20 protein-coding genes and 1 pseudogene are annotated in these 22,761 nt (G+C 55.6%); 11 read left to right on the top strand and 10 right to left on the bottom strand.

The window, feature by feature from the left end; all coding sequences use genetic code 11:
• Nucleotides 1-171: 171 nt before the first annotated feature.
• Nucleotides 172-1,311, bottom strand: a complete 1,140-nt coding sequence (nifV, locus tag D888_RS0117650; RefSeq protein ID WP_020677904.1) for a homocitrate synthase — start codon at nucleotides 1,309-1,311, stop codon at nucleotides 172-174.
• A gap of 380 nt (nucleotides 1,312-1,691) precedes the next feature.
• Between nifV and nifE the strand changes: the two genes are divergently transcribed.
• The 3 genes from nifE (at nucleotide 1,692) to D888_RS0117635 (ending at nucleotide 5,645) form a co-directional block, all read left to right on the top strand.
• The gene (nifE, locus tag D888_RS0117645) at nucleotides 1,692-3,044 is read left to right on the top strand and encodes a nitrogenase iron-molybdenum cofactor biosynthesis protein NifE (RefSeq protein WP_020677903.1); all 1,353 of its coding nucleotides are present in this window, start codon (nucleotides 1,692-1,694) and stop codon (nucleotides 3,042-3,044) included.
• Nucleotides 3,032-4,327 (top strand): nitrogenase iron-molybdenum cofactor biosynthesis protein NifN, encoded by a 1,296-nt coding sequence (gene nifN / locus D888_RS0117640; protein ID WP_020677902.1) that lies wholly within the window; start codon nucleotides 3,032-3,034, stop codon nucleotides 4,325-4,327. Before nifE ends, nifN begins: the two co-directional genes overlap by 13 nt.
• A gap of 292 nt (nucleotides 4,328-4,619) precedes the next feature.
• Nucleotides 4,620-5,645: a nitrogen fixation protein NifQ gene (locus D888_RS0117635; RefSeq protein ID WP_020677901.1), complete on the top strand. Its 1,026-nt coding sequence runs from the start codon at nucleotides 4,620-4,622 to the stop codon at nucleotides 5,643-5,645.
• 184 nt (nucleotides 5,646-5,829) lie between these two features.
• On the opposite strand, the gene D888_RS22210 is transcribed toward D888_RS0117635, so the two are convergent.
• From D888_RS22210 to nifH, 9 genes and pseudogenes are all read right to left on the bottom strand, one after another.
• Nucleotides 5,830-6,090 (bottom strand): hypothetical protein, encoded by a 261-nt coding sequence (locus tag D888_RS22210; protein WP_020677900.1) that lies wholly within the window; start codon nucleotides 6,088-6,090, stop codon nucleotides 5,830-5,832.
• 34 nt (nucleotides 6,091-6,124) lie between these two features.
• Nucleotides 6,125-6,415, bottom strand: a pseudogene (locus D888_RS0117625) (hypothetical protein); the annotation flags it as partial.
• Nucleotides 6,416-6,531: 116 nt separating this feature from the next.
• A complete protein-coding gene (locus tag D888_RS0117620; protein WP_020677898.1) occupies nucleotides 6,532-7,413 on the bottom strand; it encodes a radical SAM protein in 882 nt (293 codons plus the stop codon).
• 409 nt (nucleotides 7,414-7,822) lie between these two features.
• A complete protein-coding gene (locus tag D888_RS0117615) occupies nucleotides 7,823-8,206 on the bottom strand; it encodes a NifB/NifX family molybdenum-iron cluster-binding protein (RefSeq protein WP_020677897.1) in 384 nt (127 codons plus the stop codon).
• 17 nt (nucleotides 8,207-8,223) lie between these two features.
• Complete coding sequence (gene fdxB / locus D888_RS0117610; protein ID WP_020677896.1) at nucleotides 8,224-8,493, bottom strand: ferredoxin III, nif-specific; 270 nt, start codon at nucleotides 8,491-8,493, stop codon at nucleotides 8,224-8,226.
• A 98-nt stretch (nucleotides 8,494-8,591) separates the two neighbouring features.
• Nucleotides 8,592-8,966 (bottom strand): nitrogen fixation protein NifX, encoded by a 375-nt coding sequence (gene nifX, locus D888_RS0117605; protein WP_020677895.1) that lies wholly within the window; start codon nucleotides 8,964-8,966, stop codon nucleotides 8,592-8,594.
• Between the two features lie 211 nt (nucleotides 8,967-9,177).
• Nucleotides 9,178-10,641 carry a nitrogenase molybdenum-iron protein subunit beta gene (gene nifK, locus D888_RS0117595; protein WP_020677893.1) on the bottom strand — a complete coding sequence of 488 codons (1,464 nt, stop codon included), beginning with the start codon at nucleotides 10,639-10,641 and terminating at the stop codon, nucleotides 9,178-9,180.
• A gap of 139 nt (nucleotides 10,642-10,780) precedes the next feature.
• Nucleotides 10,781-12,223, bottom strand: a complete 1,443-nt coding sequence (nifD, locus tag D888_RS0117590) for a nitrogenase molybdenum-iron protein alpha chain (RefSeq protein WP_020677892.1) — start codon at nucleotides 12,221-12,223, stop codon at nucleotides 10,781-10,783.
• A gap of 187 nt (nucleotides 12,224-12,410) precedes the next feature.
• Complete coding sequence (gene nifH / locus D888_RS0117585) at nucleotides 12,411-13,289, bottom strand: nitrogenase iron protein (protein WP_020677891.1); 879 nt, start codon at nucleotides 13,287-13,289, stop codon at nucleotides 12,411-12,413.
• A gap of 778 nt (nucleotides 13,290-14,067) precedes the next feature.
• Between nifH and D888_RS0117570 the strand changes: the two genes are divergently transcribed.
• From D888_RS0117570 to D888_RS0117535, 8 genes are all read left to right on the top strand, one after another.
• Nucleotides 14,068-15,051, top strand: a complete 984-nt coding sequence (locus D888_RS0117570; RefSeq protein ID WP_020677889.1) for a CsgG/HfaB family protein — start codon at nucleotides 14,068-14,070, stop codon at nucleotides 15,049-15,051.
• The gene (locus tag D888_RS0117565) at nucleotides 15,051-15,347 is read left to right on the top strand and encodes a hypothetical protein (RefSeq protein ID WP_020677888.1); all 297 of its coding nucleotides are present in this window, start codon (nucleotides 15,051-15,053) and stop codon (nucleotides 15,345-15,347) included. The genes D888_RS0117570 and D888_RS0117565 overlap by 1 nt, the downstream gene beginning before the upstream one ends.
• Nucleotides 15,344-15,727 (top strand): DUF4810 domain-containing protein, encoded by a 384-nt coding sequence (locus D888_RS0117560; RefSeq protein WP_020677887.1) that lies wholly within the window; start codon nucleotides 15,344-15,346, stop codon nucleotides 15,725-15,727. The genes D888_RS0117565 and D888_RS0117560 overlap by 4 nt, the downstream gene beginning before the upstream one ends.
• Nucleotides 15,724-16,419: a DUF799 domain-containing protein gene (locus D888_RS0117555; protein WP_020677886.1), complete on the top strand. Its 696-nt coding sequence runs from the start codon at nucleotides 15,724-15,726 to the stop codon at nucleotides 16,417-16,419. The genes D888_RS0117560 and D888_RS0117555 overlap by 4 nt, the downstream gene beginning before the upstream one ends.
• 363 nt (nucleotides 16,420-16,782) lie before the next feature.
• On the top strand, nucleotides 16,783-18,459 hold the full coding sequence (locus D888_RS22205) for a PAS-domain containing protein (RefSeq protein WP_020677885.1): 1,677 nt from the start codon (nucleotides 16,783-16,785) through the stop codon (nucleotides 18,457-18,459).
• 171 nt (nucleotides 18,460-18,630) lie between these two features.
• Nucleotides 18,631-19,161 carry a YIP1 family protein gene (locus D888_RS0117545; RefSeq protein ID WP_211215678.1) on the top strand — a complete coding sequence of 177 codons (531 nt, stop codon included), beginning with the start codon at nucleotides 18,631-18,633 and terminating at the stop codon, nucleotides 19,159-19,161.
• Between the two features lie 198 nt (nucleotides 19,162-19,359).
• The gene (locus D888_RS0117540; protein ID WP_211215677.1) at nucleotides 19,360-21,678 is read left to right on the top strand and encodes a hybrid sensor histidine kinase/response regulator; all 2,319 of its coding nucleotides are present in this window, start codon (nucleotides 19,360-19,362) and stop codon (nucleotides 21,676-21,678) included.
• On the top strand, nucleotides 21,675-22,718 hold the full coding sequence (locus tag D888_RS0117535; RefSeq protein ID WP_020677882.1) for a response regulator: 1,044 nt from the start codon (nucleotides 21,675-21,677) through the stop codon (nucleotides 22,716-22,718). The genes D888_RS0117540 and D888_RS0117535 overlap by 4 nt, the downstream gene beginning before the upstream one ends.
• The last annotated feature ends 43 nt before the right edge of the window (nucleotides 22,719-22,761 follow it).

The raw sequence follows: 22,761 nt of genomic DNA, 5'->3' as shown, positions 1-22,761 counted from the left end.
TCCAACCGGCAGAAATATAGAAGGGGCGGCGCCGAAAGTAAAGGGCAGGGTGCGGCGGTTTTGAGGTTCTCTCACGAACAATTCTTCCTGAAAAGAAATAGCAGTCGCTGGTTGCAACAGGCGACCGCTAAAACAGAGACGATCGGCGCGGGTGAGGCAGGGTAATCAGGATTAGTGCCGTGATTCCAGCGAGCTGCAGAGCCTCCGCAGTTCAAGATCTTGCAGGGGGTGTTTTACGCGTTGGCTTTCATTGCGCACCCTTGTTAGCAACTTCTCGAGGTTAAAAGCTGCAGGGTCGAGTCCTATGGTTTGAAGTTTATTGACCAGGCCGCCGCGGCCGCTGTGCTTGCCGAGGACCAGATGTCGGCGCAGTCCGACCTCGGCGGGATCAAAGCCTTCGTAGTTGAGGGGGTTTTTTATCACCCCGTCGGTATGCAGGCCCGATTCATGGGAAAAAACCCTTTCGCCGACCACCGCCTTCCACTCCGGAACCGGGCGTCCACTGGCTTCTCCGACGAGTTGCGAAAGTTCCACCAGCCGACTTGTGTCGATCCCGGGTTCGACTCCGCAGGCATGTTTCAGCGCCATCACCACCTCTTCCAGGGCCGCGTTCCCGGCCCGTTCGCCTAAACCATTGACCGTGGTGTTGACGAATTGTGCGCCGGCGCGCAGCCCGGCGATGGCGTTGGCCGTCGCCATGCCGAGGTCGTTATGGGTATGAATCTCCAGCGGCAGATCGACCCGCTCGCGCAGATAGCTGATCCGTTCGAAGCAGGTGAAGGGGTCGAGAATGCCGAGGGTGTCACAGTAACGAAAGCGGTCAGCGCCTTCAATTCTGGAAATCTGCAGCAGTTCAACCAGAAAGTCCTGATCGGCACGACTCGCATCTTCGGCGCCAACCGAGACATAAAGCTGGTGTGTCTTGGCAAAGCCGATGGCCTGCTTTAGCTGTTCCCTGACCCAGTCGCGGTTCTTGTGTAATTTCAGGGCGATGTGGATATCTGAGACGGAGACGGAGATATCCACTGCGCTGACGCCAGCATCCAGCGAGGCCTGAATATCTGAGCGCAGCGCGCGGTTCCAGGTGATCAAGCGTGCCTTCAAGCCCAGATCGACCAGCGCCCGGACATCGGCCTGTTCTTCCTTCCCCATCGCCGGGATGCCGCATTCCAGCTCGCCGACCCCGATTTCATCCAGCGTCAACGCGATGCGCAACTTTTCAGCGCGCGAGAAGACGACCCCCGCGGTTTGCTCACCATCACGCAGGGTGGTGTCATCGATTACGATATTCGGATTAAATTCAGCATTCATATTCTGGCCTCGAAACGAAAAAGCCCCACACTTCAAAAAAGAAGAGCAGGGCGACGTTGCTGATCTCCGGCAGCGCTGCCGGATGTGACTGCTATTCTATTGAGCAAAAGGCGTGCCTTGCCTGCAGAGCCAGGAATTGTCAGGGGATCGCTGTAAAAATTTGGTAGCAAGTGCACAGAAAATAAGCAGAATCTGCTGGCACTGCTTGCACAATAGCCCACCATGTTATGTTTTGAATGGCAAACCCGCCAAGGGATGCCGATCTTGAAAGCTGGCAAGCCTCTTGCTGTTAGAACCAACAGCTACAGTGCTGTGGTTCCTGATAATCCTGCCCAATGATGCGACGGGTTTAAATCTCTGCATATGAAAAGAGGTTTGTCGTGTCTCAAAAACCCAAAATCAAAGACCTGCTCAATGAGAGCGCTTGCGCTCACAATAAGACCAAAAAGGTCGCCTGCAATGCGCCGACTCCCGGCGCGACCACCGGCGGCTGCGCCTTCGAAGGTGCACAGATATCGCTGTTCCCTTATGCCGATGCCGCCCATCTGGTCCATGGTCCCATGACCTGCATCGGCAGCAGCTGGGAGACGCGCGCCACCCAGACCGACTGGCCGGGACGTGATCTGACCCAGATGGGTTTTACCACCGACATCAATTTGAACGATGTGGTGTTCAGTGGTGAAGAGAAGCTGCGCGACGCCATCGATTACATCATGGCGAACTATGCGCCGCAGGCGGTCTTCGTCTATTCCACCTGCGTCACCGCGATGATCGGTGACGATCTTGATCTGATCTGCAAGCAGGCCGCCGAAAAACATGGCGTGCCGATGGTGCCGGTGCATGCGCCCGGCTTTGTCGGGAGCAAGAATCTCGGCAGCCGTCTGGGGGGTGAAGCCGCCCTGCGGCATTTGATCGGCACCCGCGAACCGGAAACCACCACCCCCTTCGATATCAACCTGATCGGTGAATACAACGTCACCGGTGACATGTGGCAGTATGCGCACCTGCTCGACGAGCTCGGCATCCGCGTGCTTGCGACCCTAAGTGGCAACGGGCGCATTGCCGATATCCGTTGCGCCCACCGCGCCAAACTCAACGTCATCGTCTGTGCCAAGTCGCTGATCTCACTCACCCGCAAAATGCAGGAGCAGTACGGGATTCTGTCGATTTCGCTCTCCTTTTACGGCAAGCGCGATACCTCGAACGGACTGCTGGCCATCGCCACCGCATTGGGCGATGCCGATCTGCTCAAGCGCACCAAACAGCTGATCGTCCGTGAAGAAGCCTTGCTGGATGAAAAACTGAAACCCTACCGCAGGGTGTTCGCCGGCAAAAAAGCCGTACTCAACACCGGGGGCAACAAAACCTGGTCCATCGCCGCGGCCTTGCAGGATCTGGGGATTGAGGTGGTCGCGACTGCGGTCAAAAAAGCCACCGAAGACGACCGCGAAAAGGCTCGCCAGGTTCTGGGTGAGGACGGCGTTTTGATGATGAATCCCGGCGCCGAACAGGCCAGGCTCATTGATGAGCGTGGCGCGCATCTGCTGCTGGCCGGAGGACGTTCGCTGTACACCGCCATCAAGAAGGGGATCGCCTTCGCCGACGTCAACCAGGAGAAGAAAAAGAGCTACGGTGGCTATAGTGGGCTGCTGAACCTGGCCGAAGATCTCAAAAACTCACTGGAAAACCCGGTCTTCAAGCTGGTCGCACGGAGGGCACCATGGCAGAAGTAATCCATAAACGGGTCAAGCCGCTACAGGTCAATCCATTCAAGCTCAGTCAGCCGATGGGCGCGACCCTCGCCTTTATGGGCGTGGATAACTGCATGCCGCTGATGCATGGCGCTCAGGGCTGCACCAGCCTGACCAAGGTCTTCTTCACCCGCCATTTCTGCGAACCGATTGCCATCCAGACCACGGCGGTGACCGATGCCCTGGCCGTGCTTGACGGTGGCGACTACAGCATCGTCGAGTCGGTCAAGAACATCTGCAAAAAGGTCACGCCGAGCCTGATCGGTCTGCACACCACCGGCCTGCCGGAGACCAAGGGGGATGACATCGCCGGGGTGGCCAAAAAAGTCGATTTCCCGCTGGTTTACGTTAACACTCCCGATTACGAAGGCGGGTTCGAGAGCGGCTGGGCTTTGACCTGCAAAGCGATGATTGAGCAACTGGTCGCACCTGCGACGAGGGTCAACGACAATAAACTGGTGCTGCTGCCGCACGTCAGCCTGCAGCCGATCGAGGTCGAGAAGATCAAGGATTTTATTGAAAGTTTCGGTTTCAATGTGCTGGCGCTGCCCGATCTCTCTTCGTCCCTCGATGGTCATCTGGGCGAGAAACAGGCGGCTCTCTCGAGTGGCGGCATCGCCGTTGAAGAGATCAAGGCTCTCGGCGATGCCGGGCTGGTGATCAGCGTCGGCGACTCGATGCAGGCGAGTGCCGGAGCGTTGCAGAAGAAAAACCCTTTGATGCGACATCAGCATTTTTCGCACCTGCAGGGTCTCGAGGCCACGGATGCCCTGGCCGAACTGCTGCTGGCGGAAACCGGCTTCAGTGGTCCACCGCTGATGCTGGCGCGCTGGCGGCAACGCCTGCAGGACGCCATGCTCGACAGTCATTTTTCCCTCGGCCAGACCCGTTTTCTGGTGGTCGCCGAACCGGATCAGATCGCCGCGATCTGCCAGGCGCTCTATGACGTCGGCGGCAAGGTCACGGTCGCGATTTCAAGCGTCGATTCACCGCAGCTGGAGAAGATCAGGGCCAAAAAGGTGCTGGTCGGAGATCTGGAAGATGCCGAGCAGCTGGCGGCTGACTACGATCTGATCATCGGCAATTTTCACTGTGAAGCCCTCGCCCATCGACTGCACAAGGGCCTGGTGCTGCGCGGATTTCCGAACTGGGAACAGGTCGGAAATCCACTGAAGAATGACCTGTTGTATGAGGGTGGAGCGTATTTTTTGTTCGAATGTGCGAATGCCGCGACCTTGATGCGCGCGCATCTGGCGGCTTCTTGAATTCAAAAAGAAACAGTCAAGCGGGATCTGCCGAAAAACTACCCCGTGTGACGCCGCCGGAACGTCGCGCAGCCTGGCAGGAATTCGAGGGGAATGTTTGAGCCGCAGGCGAGTTTTTCCCGAGCTGCCAAGCGCAGCAGAGTGGAGGGAACCCGCCAACGGCGGGCAAGGAGGTCGGGCGCATTTCTTTGCTTCGTTTCTTTGGGCGCACAAAGAAATGATGGCGCCGAGCGGGGGCGCAACCCCGCGACCTTGACCTTAAAGACGATCTCAATCAACGAAGGATATTAATATGACCGGCTATAGCGAGACTATCCTCAAATACGCCAGCGATGACAGCCACGCCGGGACCCTCGAACATCCGGACGGTGTCGGCGAAGTCGGGCTGGGTGCTACAGAAGCCGGGCGAAAACTGGCGGTGCGCTTTGCGCTGCAGGTTGAAGCGGAACGCATCAAAGATGTGCGCTATCAGGTCTTCGGCTGTGGCTTCACCATGGCCGCCTGTGCTGCTGTTTCCCAACAGGTCTCAGGCAAACTTTTAAGTCAGGCGGCGCTGCTGGATGCCGAGGCGTTGAATCGGCACCTGGGCGGTCTGCCCGTTGATCGCACATATTGCGCAGAACTGGCGATTGAAGCCCTGCATGCCGCAGTCAACAGTGTGCAGCAGCATGCTGCGACCGTGACCACAAACATTGCAGCGGATGCTGAAGCGCATGGCCCGCGGGTTACCGAGTCCGACCCTGTCTACCGCGCCCTTATCGATAGTGCCCCGGCACATGGAATGTCCCACGAGGACCGTCATCTGTTTGCCTGCTTGCTCGCCGTCGCCGACCAGGAGCCAACCCTGCTGCACCAGGCCCTCAATATTTCAGAGTTGATGCTCGATACCCTGTTGCTCATGGTTTTTCCCGCGGTCGAAAAGCAGCAAATCTTTGCCAAACCGGGGCATAAAACCGCGCGGCCCCCCGAGATCAACCCTCAGGTTCAGGAGCTGCTCCTCAGCTTTATCCGCAGGGACAGTTTCGGTTGCGCGCAGTTCGCCTCACTAGCGCTGGCGCGGATGATTGCTGTGCGCGCCGCCCAGCCCGGCCATTTGTGGATTGCCATGGGGCTGTTCCAACGTCCGCAACTCAGCGCCGCCATCGGACGTCACTTGCCATTATTACTCGCGGCCAACGCCAAAAAGATGCGCTGGAAACGCTATCTGTTCAAACAGGTGTGTGAATTCAATGGCGGGAAAATGTGCAAGTCGCCGGTGTGTGGTGATTGCAGTGACTATGCGCTCTGTTTTGCGCCGGAGGAGATGAATACCCCCTGAGTGGTCGCGGAGTTCGTCCTTAGCTGTGGCACCTGGGGATGGTCATTCAAATAGGCGGCTCCATCTTCCTGGGTTAAGAATAGCGCAACACACAAACGGCCCAATCTGAGAATCAGATTGGGCCGTTTATTGGTACCGACATCAGGGTTCAATTTTTGCGGGCTGGCTATGAAAACCGCAGAAATCAGGGCTTGTAGGTTTTGCTCAGATAGTCGACCAGAGTCTTTTTTTCGGCCGGGGTCAATTGCGCACCATTGCTCATCATGCGGCTAACGGTAGCATCCCATTCGGCCTCGGTTTTCTTGGCCTCTTTGGCTCTGTCGGCAGAATGGCAAACCGAGCAGCGGCTATCGAGCAGGCTGGCTCCGTCCTCGCTGGTGGCTGCCATACCGAGACCAGAGAGACCTAAAACTAAAACGATGCTGCCTAAAATGATTTTTTTCATGAGACCTCCGGGTTAGATACGTTCGTAAGTATTTCTATTTGATCCAGTTTTCATACAGTTCCGGGTTGAAACCGATGACGAAAGAGTTGCCGGTCCGGTAGGTTGGCGCCCGCAGATTTCCGCTCGGGCCCATCGCCGCCAGCAGGACCGCTTCCTTTTCGCGGGGGACCTGTTCGAAGCGGGCAACCTTTTTCCCCTTGGCGACCTGGATGCTGTCGGCGCTCTTCAGCATCACCCATGCCTGATCGGCGTCGATCCGCATGGTCCGCGCGTCGACAACCTCTGCAGGTTCAAGCTGTTCTTTCCCAAGAAACTCCTGGGCATTTTTACACGACGTTCAGCCCTTGCGCAAGTACGCCCAATCGATCTTCATCTGCTCCTCCTGTTGTTATGGGATCGTTGATCGCCAGATAATAACAGATTTTTTACGACGTGTTGACCTCAGGCCATCATCGCGGAGTTTTCGAGTCTGTTCAGATCGATATCCTGTCCGACCACCCCGGCCGCATCGGCTCGACACTGCTTGCAGTGTCGAGCCTGCGAGAGGATCAGCTCGGCCTGGTTGCGCACCAGCTCCATGGTGGCTTCCGAAGGCATCTCGACATGCGCGAACTTGCCGACCGGAATCACCGGGATAATGTTCATCATCTGCGCGCCCAACTCCCGCACCTTAACGGCCAGATCGAGGGTTTCGTGATCGTTGACTCCCGGAATATAGACATGGTTGATCTTGATCATCAGTCCGGCTTTTGCCGCCGCCTTGAGCCCGGCGAACTGTTTGTCGATCAGAAACCCCGCCGCGCGTTCGCCGCTAAAACGCTGACCTTTATAGTGGATCCATTCATAGACCCTGGCGCCGGTTTTAGCGGTCAGCGCATTGATGGTGACCGTCAGGCTGTGGGCATCGGCCGCGAGGATTTCGGGGAGCTTCTCTTCGAGCAGCAGCCCGTTGGTCGACAGGCAGAGCGTCATCTCCGGGAAGGCTTCGCGCACCAGGCGAAAGGTCTCAAAAGTTTTTGGATTCGCCAGTGGGTCACCGGGGCCGGCGATGCCGACGACTTTCAATTGGGCGCCGCCTTTCATCTCCATGTGACGTTTGACCAGGCGCACGCGCTCGACCGCTTCAGCAGGTTGCAAGATCTTGCTGGTCACACCGGGGCGGCTTTCGTTGGCACAATCGAACTTGCGCTCGCAGAAACCGCACTTGATATTGCAGCCCGGTGCCACCGGCAGGTGGATGCGTCCGGCCTTGCTGTGATCGCCGCCGAAACAGGGGTGATCGGTTTCTGTCTTCGCTTTCATCATCGGGCAGCCTGTGGCCATGGTCGGTCTCCTTTCAAGCAGAAGGGCGCTATTCGAAATTGATTCGAAAGCGCCCTCGCTTTGTCCTGAAATTGAGAAGCCCCGTGAACATCAGCGTGTTCACGGGGCTTCATTGCCTTGATCTGGCGGGAGACCTCGTCGTTTCCCGATCGGATTATTATGATAATAAATTTAATAGCATAGGCTGTGCCAAATACCAAATGGCCTGAAACAGGGGCTATGCCCAGGGTTAATGGTACGTTTGCACATCCTTTGAGCAGAGTCTGTGTAAATTGCACGCGTTATTTTTTGTTCGTCAGGGGCCAGACAATAGAACAATTTGATTCTGTAAAAAGAATGGGCAGAACAGCGCCTAAAGAGTCTGTCCTGCCCCAGCCAGTGGCTATTGCATAATGTAAAAATCGAATGATCAGGCGTGCTGACAAGTGCCGGCTGCGCGCTTTCCCCCCTTGCACCCCCCGCCACAGACAGAGTCATGTGCCAGCTTTAAAGCTTCTGCAATCAGTCCGGTTGTGACGATCGGGGTGATCCCGACTTTTTTCAGTTCCTGCTTTGGCAGCTCGCCGATCATCTGCGTCACCACCGCCTTGCAGCCTTCCAGCGCGGCGATGATGGCGTTGAACTGCGGATGACGAAACGGGTGATCCGGGTCGTAGGAACAGTACTTATCGACAATGACCTCTTTGAGCAGTGTCGAGTTGCCACCGGCGTAGTCATAGATCAGAAAGCGCTCGGCATGACCAAAGTGCTGATCGACCTCAAGGCCGGTTTTCGACGCAACCGCAATAAGCATGATCCGCTCCTTTTTGCTTAGATGGCCATCGGTTTGAGGGAAAAACACCCCTTGGGACAGGTCGAAGCACAGGCGACACAGCCGCTGCAGTTATCCCCGTTAACGATGGTCATGACCATACGGGTTGAATCGGTCTCCTCGTCGACCAGATCCTCCGGTCCAAGAACCTTGCGTGCGCAGGCCTTGAAGCAACGGCCGCAGCCGATGCATTTCTCATGATCGATGGTCTCGATAAAGGCCGGGGTCCAGGTACTGCCTCCTTTGGTTGTTGCGGTGACATAAGCCATTTGAAATCTCCTTGGGTAAATTCGGTGAGGAGTGAGGGGTAAGGGGTGAGGCGTAAAGATCTTAAACTCCTTACCCTTCACTCCTCACTCCTCACGCGTCAATTCAGGTTCTCGCCCTTTAGCATCGCTTTGCGTAACCAGGGCGGCGGGTTCCCCTGCAGCACCTGCTGCAGTTTTTCCACCACCACCTTGATCGGTTCGGCATCTTTACTTTTCAATGGATGAATCTTTTTCGCCACCAGCCGTGCTGCTGCCGGACCGCCGATCTGGCCGACATAGACCAGCGCGCAATCGGCCAGCGCCGCACTGCGCGCCTCGATCCGGTCATCGGTATCGCCATCCCCTTCGTTGACCTGCAGGACTCCGGTGAATTCCGCATTCTCCGGACCGATCTCCCACAGGTAGAATTCTTTCGCCTGGCCGAAATGCTCATCGATATGGATTTTGTCAGTACTGGCGAATGCGACTTTCATATGGGGTCCTTTTCTGTCTTTGTCTCTAACGATGTCGAGTCTGCGGGTGCGAATCATATTTTCCCCTGCGTTTTTCGGAATGGGAGCGATCAATTTTGCGTCAGATCGAGGAAGCCAAGGAAGCACACGGAGGCGTAGTGCTTTACGCCGCACACGTGATTCCGCCGGCTGACGCCGAGCTGGCACAAAAGGGACGCTCCCAGCCGAAAAACTAACGCATCATCTCAAACCACTGATCGCTGCAAGTCTCGTCCTTGATATCAAGGAACTTGTTGGCGATCATGCTCAGCATGCTGATCGCGCCGTTGTAACCGACCACCGGTGTGCGGTGCAGGTTGACCCGATCGATGATCGGAAACCCGATGCGGAACAGTGGGATCTTGGCATCGCGTGCAGCCCACTTGGCGTGGGTGTCGCCGATGATGCCGTCGACCGGATCTGTCACCAGCAGGCTGCGCATGTGCCACAAATCCTTGTTAATGTAGATCGAGCAGCCTTCCCCGAAGACCGAGCTGTCGAGCAGAGACTGCATCTCCTTCTGGAACTTCTTGGTCGTCCGCGAGCAGAGGATATGCCAGGGGCGGGCACCCATTTCAAGCAGGAAGGTGACGATACCGATCAAATAGTCCGGGTCACCGGCGATGGCGAACTTGCGGCCATGCAGATACTGATGGGCGTCGGTCATGGCGTCGACCGCCCGCGCACGCTCGGCCTTGAGCGCTTCAGGGATCGGTTTGCCGAAGAGTTCGGAGAGCTTCAAAATGAACTCGTCGGTTTTTTTGACTCCGAACGGCATCGGGATAATCGCCTTCTGGCCGTCATACTCCGATTCGATCCACTTCATGGTGTTGGCGGTGGCGTATTTCTGCATGGCGATGGTCGCTTTGCCGTTGATCGACTCGGCGGCGTCTTCCAGCTTGGTTCCACCTGGATAAAGCTTGTACTCGCCGTCGCAGCCCGAATCGAAGACATCGGAGACATCGGCCAGCATGGTGTAGGGGACCCCCATCAGCTCAATGATCCGCTTGTACTCGCGCAGATTGCCGACGTTGCCGTCGAAACCGGGGATGATGTTGAGCTTGCCGGTGCACTTCCCTTCAACCTTCTTCCCCTCGGTCAGGGTCTGCAGAATACTCATCAGCATCGAGTCGTAACCGTGAATATGCGAACCGTTGAAGCTCGGGGTGTTGGCGTAGGGGGTCGGCAGATCCTCGGGGATAAACCCTTGAGTCTTGGCATTCTTGGTATAGGCGGTCAGGTCGTCGCCGATAACCTCGGGCATGCAGGTGGTGAAGATCGGGATCATCTTCGGCTTGTAGATCTCGTAGGCGTTCTGCAGCCCTTCGAACAGGTTGTTCTGTCCACCGAACACCGCGCCGTCCTCGGTCATGGCGTCGCAGGTCGCCGCCGCCGGCTCGCGGTAATGACGGCTGAAGGTACTGCGGAAATAGGAAGCGCAGCCCTGTGAACCATGGATAAAGGGGAGGGCGCCTTCAAAGCCGGTCGCCACCATCTGTGCGCCGAGGGGTTGGCAGGCGTGGGCCGGGTTGACCACCAGAGAGGTCCGGGCAAAGTTTTTCTCTTTATATTCTTCGGTATTAATCCAGTTTTTAACCCGTTCAATCTCTTCGGGAGTATGTTCGGTGACAAATTTTACTGCTGCTTCAGCGCTCATAATAAAACTCCTATTCTTTCACCACAGAGGGCACAGAGTTCACGGAGAGAACTATTTAACAACAAAGCAACAAGCGTTATGGGTTTAACCCGATTTCGCTTACCCTCTGTGTCCTCCGTGTACTCCGTGGTAAATGCTTCTAAAACGGTGACTTAACCAAACCCCAGGTCGGGCTGTTGATCGCCATGTCGATATCGCGGGCAAAAACCTTGAAGCCTTCGTAACCGTGATAAGGGCCCGAGTAATCCCAGCTGTGCATCTGACGGAAGGGGATGCCGGCTTTCTGGAAAACATACTTCTCCTTGATGCCGCTGCCGACCAGGTCAGGCTTGAGCTCTTCGACGAATTTTTCCAGTTCGAACTCGGAAACGTCATCGTAGATCAGGGTTCCCTTGGCCATCTCCGGGGCGGTGCGATCGTAGTCGTCCTGGTGGGCGAACTCGTAACCGGCGCCGGTGATCTGAATACCCAGGTCCTCGTAGGCGCCGATGGTGTGGCGCGGACGCAGCCCGCCGACGAACAGCATGGCGGTCTTCCCTTCGAGGCGCGGTTTGTACTCGTCGAGCACGGCCTGCATCTCGGCCTTGTATTTCTTGATGACCTTCTCGACGTTCTTCTTGATCTTGTCATCGAAGCGCTCGGCGATGGCACGCAGGCTCTCTTCGATCTTGGTCGGGCCGAAGAAGTTGTACTCGAGCCATGGAATATTCCACTTCTCTTCCATGACCTTGCACATGTAGTTCATCGAACGGTAGCAGTGGATCAGGTTCAGCTTGACCGCATGGGTCGCACCGATCTTCTCGACTTCACCGTCGCCTGTCCAGACTGACTTCACATTCAGGCCGATCTCTTCAAGGATCGGCTTGGCCGCCCAGACGTCTCCGCCGATGTTGTAATCACCGATCAGGGCGATATCGTAGGGACCGACCTCTTCCTTGAACTGGAACTTGCCGATAATGTGGTCGCGGATCGAATCGTTACTGATGTGGTGACCCAGCGACTGGGAGACGCCGCGGAAACCTTCGCAGTTACAGGGGACGACCAGCTTGTCAAGATCCTTGGCGACCTTCTTGGCGACAGCGTTGATGTCGTCGCCGATCAGACCGACCGGGCACTCGGAGAGCACCGACAGTCCCTTGTTGAGGGGAAAAAGTTCATCCGCCTCGTGCAGCAGTTTCTCCAGCTTGATGTCACCGCCGTAGACGATGTCGCGCTCCTGGAAATCGGAGGTGAAGTCCATCGGGAACGAGGTGACCCCTGGGATCCCCTGCATCAGGTTACGCCGGGTACCCCAGCTGTAGACGCCGCAGCCGATGGGGCCGTGGGAGACGTGGATCATGTCGCGGATCGGACCCCAGACCACCCCCTTGGCACCGGCATAGGCGCAACCGCGCTGGCTCATGATGCCGGGAACAACCTTTTTATTCGATTTGACCGCACAGGAGGAAACGCTTGGCTCATTGGCACCCAGGTGCGGTGCCCGCTTCTTCTTCGCCTTCTCCGGTAGCTCAGCCAGGGTGTCAGCGATCAGCTTCTCGGTTCTTTCTATTGTCATGCCCTTAATGGGCTTACGCTCTGCCATAAGTTTTTACTCCTTCAGTTTTTTTGTTCCGAATCACCGACAACCACTTAAGGTAAGGCGGATAAGTTGGTCTCGAATCAAGGCGCGCCGGTAAGTCGCGGGCGAGGTGTAGCGGAAGCTACTCCGAGCCTGCGGCTTGCCGAAGCAACGCCGAGTCGGGGCCAAATCGTCCGCCGCTTAAGTCCGCTTAAGCGGACTCGGCCACACCGATGATCGACTCGTCCTCGGCTTCCATAATGCCGAACTCCATCAGCAGCTCTTCGAGGTCTTCCATCTCGAGCGGGGTCGGCACGACGAACATCTTGTTGTCGGCGATCTTGCGCGCCAGGTGACGATACTCTTCGGCCTGCTTGTGCTCCGGGGAATATTCGATGACCGTCATGCGGCGCAGCTCGGCGCGTTGAACCTGATTGTCACGTGGCACAAAGTGGATCATCTGGGTCCCGAGGCGCGCTGCCAAAGCTTCGATCAGGTCGGCCTCGCGGTCGGTTTCGCGGCTGTTACAGATCAGACCGGCCAGACGCACGCTGCCCGAGGCCGCGTACTTGACGATCCCTTTACAGATGTTGTTGGCGGCGTACATCGCCATCATCTCGCCGGAGACTACGATGTAGATCTCCTGCGCCTTGTTCTCGCGAATCGGCATGGCGAAACCACCGCAGACAACGTCACCGAGAACGTCGTAAAAGACGTAATCGAGATCAGGGGTGTAAGCGCCCTCTTCTTCGAGGAAGTTGATGGCGGTGATAACCCCGCGCCCGGCACAACCGACGCCCGGCTCGGGACCACCCGATTCGACGCACATGACGTCGCCGTAACCACGCTTGCAGACATCATCCAGCTCCAGGTCCTCGACGGTGCCAAGCTCGCGGACCTTGTCCATTACCGTGTCCTGCGCCTTGGCATGCAGGATCAGGCGGGTGGAGTCGGCCTTGGGGTCACAGCCGATGATCAGAATTCTTTTACCGAGGGAGGCGAGGCCGGCCACAGTGTTCTGGGTCGTGGTTGATTTACCGATGCCGCCCTTGCCATAGATTGCGATTTGACGAAGCTTTTTCTCTGCCATGACTTTTGTTCTCCTTGAATATCGAATGGCAACTGCCATTCTGGTTAGGGCCTGGTCCGCAGCAGATCACCGGCGGCATCTCCGTTGATGTGTCTTTCACTGCCTTGCGGTTGTGGCCTGACGTGCAACCTGGATGTTGAAACAACAAAGCCCATCTTTCACATACAGATGCGAAGGATGGGCTTCAGTGCCGAAGAGGCGCGGTGCGGTGCGCCAAAATAAAAAGCCCAAAGGCCGGGTAAGGGACCTTCGGGCGTCTTTGCCATTTCTGGATGAGTCACTACATCGTGATTCGTGGTACGCCGATTCTTAGAGCAGGGGTTGTGCCAATAATCGATTTTTGACTTCAAATAACCAGCTGATGCGACTTTGCGGGTTGAGGGGTAAATAGGAGACTGGGGAGGAGCTGATGATTATTTGTGCATGTTTTCTTGGCAGTGGTTAAAAATGGGTGTTGGTGAGTAAAAGAGTCAGGTACTCGGACTTGCGCTTCAAGGGATGAAAAACACTTCAAAAAGGCTGCCATCCTCGTTGCCTTTGCCGATCGCATTGGTCTTTATCTGCAGCTCAATGACCCTTTCTCTCAGGAACATCCATGGTGAAGAACGTCGTCATTATCCTGCGCTGCGAAACCCGGGATAAAAGGACCGGCCCTCTGGGGTTTTTGCCCACCAAATAAACAAGTCCCGCCCCTTGCAAAGCACACCGGATGCGCCATACTTCGAAGACTCAGCTCCTATCTCGCGGGTCATCAGCACTGCATAGTCAAGGAGGCGCAATGATACTCAAACTCTCCAGTCTTATCAGCGGTATTCTTCTCATTCTTTCCGGCTGCGCAACCATGACGGAGCAGCAAACGCACGCTACCCCGGTCTCGGTGGCGCCCAAGATCAGCAAGACTCTCCAGGTCGCAAAAAAGAATGAACCTGCCGGGTTAAAGAGGAAGGTTGCCATCGGCCGCTTTTCCAATGAAACTAGATATGGGCAAAGTTTTTTTCTTGACGAAAAAAACGATCGCATCGGTAAACAGGCGATGGATATCCTGTCGGCAAAACTGTTTGAAACCGGTAAATTTATCATGCTTGAACGCGCAGATCTGGCAACAATTCAGAAAGAGTTGGCGCTCGGGGGAGCTTCGAAGCTGAAGAATGCCGCCGACTACCTTATTCTTGGCTCGATCACTGAGTTTGGTCGAAAAGAGGTCAGCGATGTCGGTATCTTCAGTCGCGTAAAGAAACAGGAAGCCTTCGCCAAGGTCCATATCCGCATCGTTGATGTCAGCAGCGGTCAGATTATCTATTCGGAAGAGGGGAAAGGGACGGCCTACAGCGAGGCCGGCTCGATGATGGGCGTTGGCAGCAAGAGCGGCTATGACGGCCAGCTGAATGACAAGGCGATCGAGGCGGCGATCTCCGATCTGGCCTCCAACATCATCGAAAACATGCTCGACAAACCCTGGCGTGGCTACATCCTGGGCTACGATGACGGGATGATCATCACCTCCGGCGGGGCGAGTCAAAATATCAAGGTGGGCGATACCTTTGATGTTTTGCAGGAAGGTAAAAAGATAAAGAATCCCCAGACCAATACCATGCTGACGCTGCCAGGCAAAAAGGTCGCCGAAATTACCATTGCTTCTACCCTCGGCGATACGCCCGACACCGAGGTCTCCCTGGCGAAAGTTTCCCATGGTTCCCTTGCCGCCTACATCGAGAGTAAAGATTTTTCGAGCCTGTTCATCAAGGTCAAGGAGGTCAACTGATGCGAACTTTTCTTGTCATTGGGCTGATTTCGCTGCTGTTTTTTGCCGGCTGTGGTTACAAGGAAGGGGTAGTAACGGGTGAACGGGTGGCCTATCTCTATTTCTCGGGTAACACCGATGGAGTCGCGGTCTCCATCGACGGGGGTGAAAAATTCAGCGTCAAGCCGGGCAGAGATAACCAGTACCGGGTCGCGCCAGGCACCTACATGGTGCGGATCTATCGTGGTGGAACGCTGATCGTTGAGCGGCTTGTCTCCATCAGTGATGGCGTCGCTAAAGAGATCGGAGTGGAATGATGCTCAGTGAATCTCTTCGCAGAGGGTTAATCGCAGTTATCGTTGTTGTGACCCTGAGCGCTTGCGCCAAGCCAGCGCCTCTGTATGTCTATGGAGATTACAGTGAGAGTTACTACAGACAAGCGAAAACCGATAATGAGGAGAACCGGTTAAAGCTTACGGAGTCCATGGAAAAGGCCATAGAAAAGGCAGATAAGAGCCGGTCCGGCCGCGTCCCACCCGGAATGTACGCCAATCTAGGCTACATGTATCTCAAGGCTGGCAACGCGCAAAAAGCGCTCAGCAACTTTGAACGCGAGAAGGCCGTCTACCCGGAAGCGACCCATTTCATGGAGCGTATGATCGCGAAAGTCAAACTGGCGGAGGGGGCAAAAAAATGATCGGTTTTAAACGGACACTCATACCTCTGCTCCTGATATTTGCGGGCTTGACGACCGGCTGTGCGCCGCCGCGCACTCTTGTCAGCAAAGCGGAGAAATTTCCGCAAATGTACGTGGAGCAACCCCGTTCGCTGCTGGTGCTTCCCCCCATGAACGAAAGTACCGATGCTGAGGCCAAGGCCTATTATATGACGACCGTTGAGATGCCGTTTGCGCTGAGCGGCTACTATGTCTTCCCGGTTGAAATGGTGAGTGACATCATGAAGCAGGAAGGTGTGTACGATACCGAGTTGCTCTATCAATTGCCTTTGGACAAGTTCTATGAATACTTCGGCGCCGATGCTGTTTTGTACACCCATATTAAAAAATGGGATGTCGCCTATTTGGTCATTGCATCGAATTTGACCGTATCTATTGAAGCTGAAATTGTTTCAACCAGGACTTTGGCAAAGTTATGGAGCTATACCGGCACAGTCGTGGTTGATCTCAGCGGCGGCAACCAGGGCGGTGGATTAGCCGGATTGATTGCCAGCGCGATTGCGACGGCGGTTAATACGGCTTCGGCAGACTATGTCAGATATGCACGCGTCGCCAATAGTCGCTTGATTACGAGCTTGCCGGCTGGCCCTTATAACGAAATGTACTTGAAGGACCAAAATGACCAGATCGTTGATCAAACACCAAAACAATAGGATGGAGGTTGGTACCCCCACAGGTAAAGGCATGAATATGGAGCCTCGATGGTCTCATGCGGCGAAAGACGTTGAAGGATTGAGCGAAGGGGATTGGCCCCTGAGCCAATTTTCGAGATTAGAATCATGTCATTGCATAACGATCTCAGGGTATTCTCTTAGTCAGACCCCGAGCATACCGATCAAACAAGGCTGACTCCAACTTAAAGCCCGTGCCGCTGGTCAGCCCTTTGAGTCTTTTCCCGCCTCACCTCCTCTCTGCCACGGGTTGTCTTACCCTTCTGAAATAAAGCGGGCCTGGCTTTTTTGTCGGCGAACAATCTTGCCGGGCATGTGATGCAAGTCAAAAGGAGCGAAACCCCTATGACGAATAACGGAGACGGTACAGAGCGGCGGCAACTTGAGGTGATGCAACGGGTCGGGCGGGTCGGCTATTGGGAGTATGACCCGGCGGCGGCCAGCTTCTGGTTACCCCCCCTGTCGCTGAACCTGCTGGAGTCGATTGCCGGCAGTCAAAACCTGTCTCCCGACACCTGGACCACGGTCCTCGCCGCTGGCGACCGCAAGCGCTTTCTGGAGGCTCTCGAGACCGCCGTGGCCGAGGGGTTGCCACTGAATCATGAGCTGCGGCTCAAATCTGGCGGTGAGGGCAAAACCAGCATTCTGATGCGTGGCGCGCGGCTCAACGCCGAGGGACCGGATGTCCAATATGGTGGCACCTTTCACGACATCAGCCGCGAGAAACGGGCCGAGGACGAACGCGAGGACGTCATCAACCAACTCAACGCCCTGCTCGACAGCCTGCACCTGGGGGTTACGGTTTTTGATCGTGATCTGCGCCTGATGTTCTGGAACGACCAGATCTACAGCATTCTCGGCCTCCCGCGGGGGGCGGTCTACAAATTCGTGCGCTTCGAGGATCTGATCAGCTATCCCGCCCGCCGCGGTGAATATGGCCCAGGTGATCCCGAGGAGCTGGTACGACAGCGCGCCGAGCTTGCCCGCCGCTTCGAACCACACCGTTTCGAACGGCACGCCAGCGACGGTCGGGTTCTGCTTGTCGAAGGCTACCCGTTCGGCATCGGCGACGATGTCTCCGGGTTTGTCACCACCTACACCGACATTACCGGACAAAAGCAGACCGAAGAGCAGTTGCAGCAGCAGAACAATATCCTTTCGACCATTATCGATAATTTCCCCGGCGCCGTTTCGCTGTTTGACGCCGATCTGCACCTGGCGGCCCATAACGATCAGCTCAAGGTGCTGCTGGACTTACCCGACTCCCTGTTGAACAAGCCCGACCTCCACTTTGAAGATCTCGCGCGTTTTAACGTGGGACGCGGCGAATACGGCCCGGGAGACCCCGAACAGCAGGTCGCGGACATCGTCGCCCGTGCGCGTAACTTTCAACCGCACAAATTTGAACGTGTTCGCCCCAATGGTATGGTGCTTGAGATCCGCGGCATGCCATTGCCCAATGGCGGTTTCGTCTCGATCTACATCGACATGACCGAACGCAAACGCGCCGAGGAACGAATCCGCATCATGGCCTTGCAGGACGCCCTGACCGGCCTGCCCAACCGGCTTAATTTCAATGAACAGGCGCAGCAGACCCTGGACCGTGCGGCACAGAAAAAACAACGCTTTGCCCTGCTGTTTCTTGATCTCGACAGCTTTAAAGAGGTGAACGATACCCTGGGTCATGACGCCGGTGACGAGTTGTTGAAGAAGGTCGCGGCCTGCCTCAGCGAGACGGTACGCCAGACCGATATCGTCGCCCGCCTGGGTGGCGACGAGTTTGTTGTCCTGCTGCGTGATATAGTTGACGTTGTCGCCGCCTGCGACATCGCAGACCAGATTATCGCGCGGCTGGCCACGCCATTTATCCTGGCCTCCGGTACCGCCCAGATCGGCACATCCATCGGCATCGCCCTTTATCCGGACCATGGCCAGACACGCGAGGGACTGTTAAGGGCCGCCGATGACGCCATGTATGCGGTCAAAAATTCCGGCCGTGGCGCCTGGTGTCTGTCCGGATAAAGCGAAGGCGTCAAGGGGCTCAGAACGGCATGGCTGATTATCGACCAGAGCCTGCCCTGGCCAGCGCTTGCGGCCAATATGACCGGGCCAGGCGACCACGTTGCTTTAAGTCCCTGGGTGTGACAGGGTCCAGGTCTGTACCAGCGGGATCTCCAACCAACCGAAGGAGCAATGATGAACCCTTTTATGATGCGGATGGTACGTGCGGCAAAACTGGACGTCCCCTTTTATGAAGAGGTCGAAGCCGATCAGGGCGCGATGCCTCAGGCGATGGGGGTGGTTATTCTTTCCAGTCTGGCGGCCGGGGTCGGAAGCGTCGCCAACCACGCGCTTGGCGGGATGCTGATCGGGACCCTCGCCGCTCTTGGCAGCTGGTACCTCTGGGCCTGGCTCACCTACTTCATCGGCACCCGATTTCTGGCCGAACCGCAAACCGAAGCTGATCTCGGTCAATTGTTGCGCACCACCGGATTCTCGAGCTCTCCCGGACTGATTCGGGTGCTGGGGATCATCCCGGGGCTGGGCCCGATCATTTTTGCCCTGGCGTCCATCTGGATGCTGGTAACCATGGTCGTCGCGGTTCGGCAGGCGCTGGATTACACCAGCACCCTGCGAGCGGTGGGCGTGTGCGCCATCGGCTGGATCATTCAGACCCTCATCCTGCTGTTGCTGTTTACATTGCTGGGTGGCGGGGCCAACTGAGCAGCGTATCTACCTGGAAAACTTAGGGGGCGCGTCTACTCTTTTCATTAAGTGAAATGTGTAGACGCGCCCACTTCATGGTTTCTTTTCGGTCAGTATCCCGGTGATTGAAAATGCGTCATGAGAGGTTAGTGTTCGCAACAGAGCTGTATCGATGAACAACTGTTCGATGCTTTCAACTTGAGGGGAATTATGATCATGGAAAAGCACCTGCGGCAATCACTGGAATTTGCCGAGAACATCATCAATACCGTGCGTGAACCTTTGATCGCTCTGGATCAAGATCTCAGGGTGGTCAACGTCAACCGCTCTTTCTACGATTTTTTCAAGGTCAAGCCGGAGGAGACCGTCGGAGAGCTGATCTACGATCTGGGCAATAAACAGTGGGATATCCCCAGGCTGCGGGAACTGCTGGAGAACATTCTTCCCCAGCACACCAGCTTTGATGGCTATGAGGTCGAACACGATTTTGCGACCATCGGCAAGCGGATTATGCTCTTGAATGCCCGGCAGATTGAACAAGTAATGGGCAAGGAGCGGATCATCCTGCTGGCCATCGAGGACATCACCGAGCGCAAGGCGATAGAGGCCGGCCTTGAAAAGACCCGAAAAGAACTGGAGGTCGTTAAAAAGATCGCCGATGCCGCTCATGAATTCGCGGACAGCGTCATCAACACGGTCCGCGAACCTTTAATTTCTTTAGACCAGGATCTCAGGGTGGTCACCGTCAACCGCTCCTTCTACGAATTTTTCAGGGTCAAGCCGGAGGAGACCGTAGGGCAGCTCATCTATGACCTGGGCAACAAGCAGTGGGATATCCCCAAGCTGCGGGAATTGCTGGAAAACATCCTCCCCGAAAAATCCGCTTTTGATGACTATGAGGTCGCACATGATTTCGCCACCATTGGCAGGCGAATTATGTTGCTGAATGCCCGGCAGATTGAACAAGCCTGGGGCAAAGAGCGGGTCATCCTGCTGGCCATTGAGGACATCACCGAGCGTAGTCGTCTGGAAGACCAGTTGGAAGAATCCGAACTTCGGTACCGCAGACTTTTTGAGACGGCCAGTGACGGGATTGTGCTCCTTGAAAAAAAGGAAGGGCATGTCGCTCACGCCAATCCGGCCCTCGAGAAAATGTTGGGGTATTCCGAAGCGGAGTGTCTGGGGAAAAAACTCCGGGATCTCGGAGTATCGATCGACTCACGCCATTTTTCCGCCACAATGCAGGATTTAGACAGGGAGGGCATCTTAAATTACGAAGATGTTCCGTTGAAAACCAAGAGTGGGGAACAAATCTACACCGACATCTATATGGTTGATCGGGCCAAGCTGGCCCAATGTAATATTCGCGACGTGAGTGAACGAAAAAAACTTCAAGCTCAACTCCTTCACTCCCAGAAGATGGAGGCCGTCGGCACACTGGCCGGAGGAATCGCCCATGATTTTAATAATATCCTCAATGTCATCATGGGATATGGCGACATGGTCCTGGCAACCCTGGCGGCCGACAGCCCAGCACGAGAACATATGTCCGAGGTGCTTGTTGCTGCCGACCGTGCTGCGAATCTCACCAAAAGGCTGCTGGTCTTCAGCCGAAAAAGTGTGGCTGAAAAGACGGCCGTTAATATCAACGGACTTATCCTGAACCTGCAAAAAATGCTGGTCCGGATTATTCCGGCGAATATTGACTTTCATTTGGATTTTACGGACACGCCCTTGATCGCGTCGGCTGATACCGGGCAGATCGAGCAGGTGCTGATCAACCTCGTCTCCAATGCCAAGGACGTCATGCCCGAAGGCGGTCGGCTGATCCTCACCACCGGCCTTGAGGAGATGAATGAAGAATATGTTGCCGCCTGCGGATATGGCCGGCCCGGAAGATATGCGCTGATTACGGTTGCTGATACCGGGCAGGGAATGGATGTGGAAACGCAACAGAAGATATTCGAGCCTTTTTTTACCACCAAAAGAGTCGGAGAAGGGACCGGGCTCGGTCTCGCTATTTGCTATGGGATAATCAAACAGCATAACGGCTATATAAAGGTCTACAGTGAGCCGGGCGAAGGGACGACTTTCAAAATATATCTACCCCTCTGTAATGAAGCGGTCCTCGACCAGAAACCGGAGGGTAACGTGTCAGTCAAGGGCGGGCATGAGACTGTCCTGCTGGCCGAAGATGATGAAGCTCTGAGGGATTTAGCAAGGATGGTGCTGGAGTCCTTCGACTACAGGGTAATTACTGCGGTGGATGGCGAAGAGGCGCTCGCAAAATTCCTGGAGAACAAGCAACAAATCAGCCTCGTTCTGCTTGACATGATCATGCCGAAGAAAAATGGCAAAGAGGTCTTTGAAGCGATCCGCAAGGTGAGCCCGAAGATGAAAATTCTCTTCTCCAGCGGCTATGGCGTGGATATTGTCACCAACAAAGAGTTGGAGGGGGACGGTTTAGACTTTATCCAAAAACCCTACCCACCAAAAAGCCTTTTGTTGAAGGTGAGGGAGCTCTTGGACAAATGAGAGAGAAAATATTGCTGGTCGACGATGAGGAGGCCAATCGACGGCTGCTGACCCAGTGGCTGGTTGTGTCGGACTATGATATCGATTGGGCTTCAAACGGCGCGGAGGCGGTGCAGAAGGTCGGTGAGAGCCCACCTGATCTGATCATCCTCGATGTCATGATGCCGATTATGGATGGCCACGAGGCCTGCCGAATTTTAAAAGAAGACCCGAAAACCATGAATATCCCGATAATCATGGTCACGGCCCTGCACGACAGGGGCTCGAAATTGAAAGGCCTCTCTCTCTTCGCCAATGATTTTCTTTCCAAACCCATCGATCAGGGTGAATTACTCATTCGCGTCAAAAACCTGCTGAAGATCAAGCATTTTGAAGACTTCATGCTCAACCATAATCAGAGGCTGGAAACGGAGGTGCAAGCGAGAACCAGGGCGCTTAAGGATTTGAGCACCGAGATGATGCTGAAACTGACGGCGGCCGCGGAATTTCGGGATACGGATACCGGCGACCATATTGCGAGGATCGGGTTTTATGCCGGTAAAATGGCAGAGGCCATGAATCTGCCCGCGGATTTTATAGATCGAATTTCCTTTGCAAGCCCGTTGCATGACATCGGCAAGATCGGCATACCTGACCGCATCCTCTTAAAGCCCGGTTCTTTTACCCCTGAAGAGTGGGCGATCATGCTGACTCATGCGGCAATCGGCAACAGAATACTCTCGGGATCAAATCATCCCAGTCTCCAGATGGCTGCCACCATCGCCCTTGCCCATCACGAACGCTGGGATGGCGGTGGTTATCCGAGCGGGCTCAAAGGAGAAGACATCCCCCTGGAGGGCAGGATCGTCATGCTCGTCGACCAATATGATGCGCTGCGGAGTCAAAGGCCCTATAAACCGGCCTTTGATCATCAAAAGACCTTCCAGATTATCACCGAGGGTGACGGCCGGACCATGCCGGAACATTTTGATCCGGCGGGCCTTAAAGCCTTCAAAAAAATCGCTCCGGTGTTCGAAGAGATATTCGACAAGCATCGGTAGGGACAGAGTTCTCGCTCAATTCCATGGGGAAGTCCCGAATGCC

It is taken from the genome of Geopsychrobacter electrodiphilus DSM 16401 (assembly GCF_000384395.1).
GTDB classification, from domain to species: domain Bacteria; phylum Desulfobacterota; class Desulfuromonadia; order Desulfuromonadales; family Geopsychrobacteraceae; genus Geopsychrobacter; species Geopsychrobacter electrodiphilus.
This window is presented reverse-complemented; position numbering and strand designations above follow the sequence as displayed.

Bases quoted from the DNA above. Each gene is read 5' to 3' on its own strand.
- nifK (WP_020677893.1), bottom strand. From the start codon at position 10,641: ATGAGCGCTGAAGCAGCAGTAAAATTTGTCACCGAACATACTCCCGAA.
- nifH (WP_020677891.1), bottom strand. From the start codon at position 13,289: ATGGCAGAGAAAAAGCTTCGTCAAATCGCAATCTATGGCAAGGGCGGC.
- D888_RS0117565 (WP_020677888.1), top strand. From the start codon at position 15,051: ATGCGAACTTTTCTTGTCATTGGGCTGATTTCGCTGCTGTTTTTTGCC.
- D888_RS22205 (WP_020677885.1), top strand. From the start codon at position 16,783: ATGACGAATAACGGAGACGGTACAGAGCGGCGGCAACTTGAGGTGATG.
- D888_RS22210 (WP_020677900.1), bottom strand. From the start codon at position 6,090: ATGAAAAAAATCATTTTAGGCAGCATCGTTTTAGTTTTAGGTCTCTCT.
- D888_RS0117545 (WP_211215678.1), top strand. From the start codon at position 18,631: ATGATGAACCCTTTTATGATGCGGATGGTACGTGCGGCAAAACTGGAC.
- fdxB (WP_020677896.1), bottom strand. From the start codon at position 8,493: ATGGCTTATGTCACCGCAACAACCAAAGGAGGCAGTACCTGGACCCCG.
- D888_RS0117615 (WP_020677897.1), bottom strand. From the start codon at position 8,206: ATGCTTATTGCGGTTGCGTCGAAAACCGGCCTTGAGGTCGATCAGCAC.
- D888_RS0117540 (WP_211215677.1), top strand. From the start codon at position 19,360: ATGGAAAAGCACCTGCGGCAATCACTGGAATTTGCCGAGAACATCATC.
- D888_RS0117535 (WP_020677882.1), top strand. From the start codon at position 21,675: ATGAGAGAGAAAATATTGCTGGTCGACGATGAGGAGGCCAATCGACGG.
- D888_RS0117560 (WP_020677887.1), top strand. From the start codon at position 15,344: ATGATGCTCAGTGAATCTCTTCGCAGAGGGTTAATCGCAGTTATCGTT.
- nifD (WP_020677892.1), bottom strand. From the start codon at position 12,223: ATGGCAGAGCGTAAGCCCATTAAGGGCATGACAATAGAAAGAACCGAG.
- D888_RS0117555 (WP_020677886.1), top strand. From the start codon at position 15,724: ATGATCGGTTTTAAACGGACACTCATACCTCTGCTCCTGATATTTGCG.
- D888_RS0117635 (WP_020677901.1), top strand. From the start codon at position 4,620: ATGACCGGCTATAGCGAGACTATCCTCAAATACGCCAGCGATGACAGC.
- nifV (WP_020677904.1), bottom strand. From the start codon at position 1,311: ATGAATGCTGAATTTAATCCGAATATCGTAATCGATGACACCACCCTG.
- nifX (WP_020677895.1), bottom strand. From the start codon at position 8,966: ATGAAAGTCGCATTCGCCAGTACTGACAAAATCCATATCGATGAGCAT.
- D888_RS0117620 (WP_020677898.1), bottom strand. From the start codon at position 7,413: ATGGCCACAGGCTGCCCGATGATGAAAGCGAAGACAGAAACCGATCAC.
- nifN (WP_020677902.1), top strand. From the start codon at position 3,032: ATGGCAGAAGTAATCCATAAACGGGTCAAGCCGCTACAGGTCAATCCA.
- D888_RS0117570 (WP_020677889.1), top strand. From the start codon at position 14,068: ATGATACTCAAACTCTCCAGTCTTATCAGCGGTATTCTTCTCATTCTT.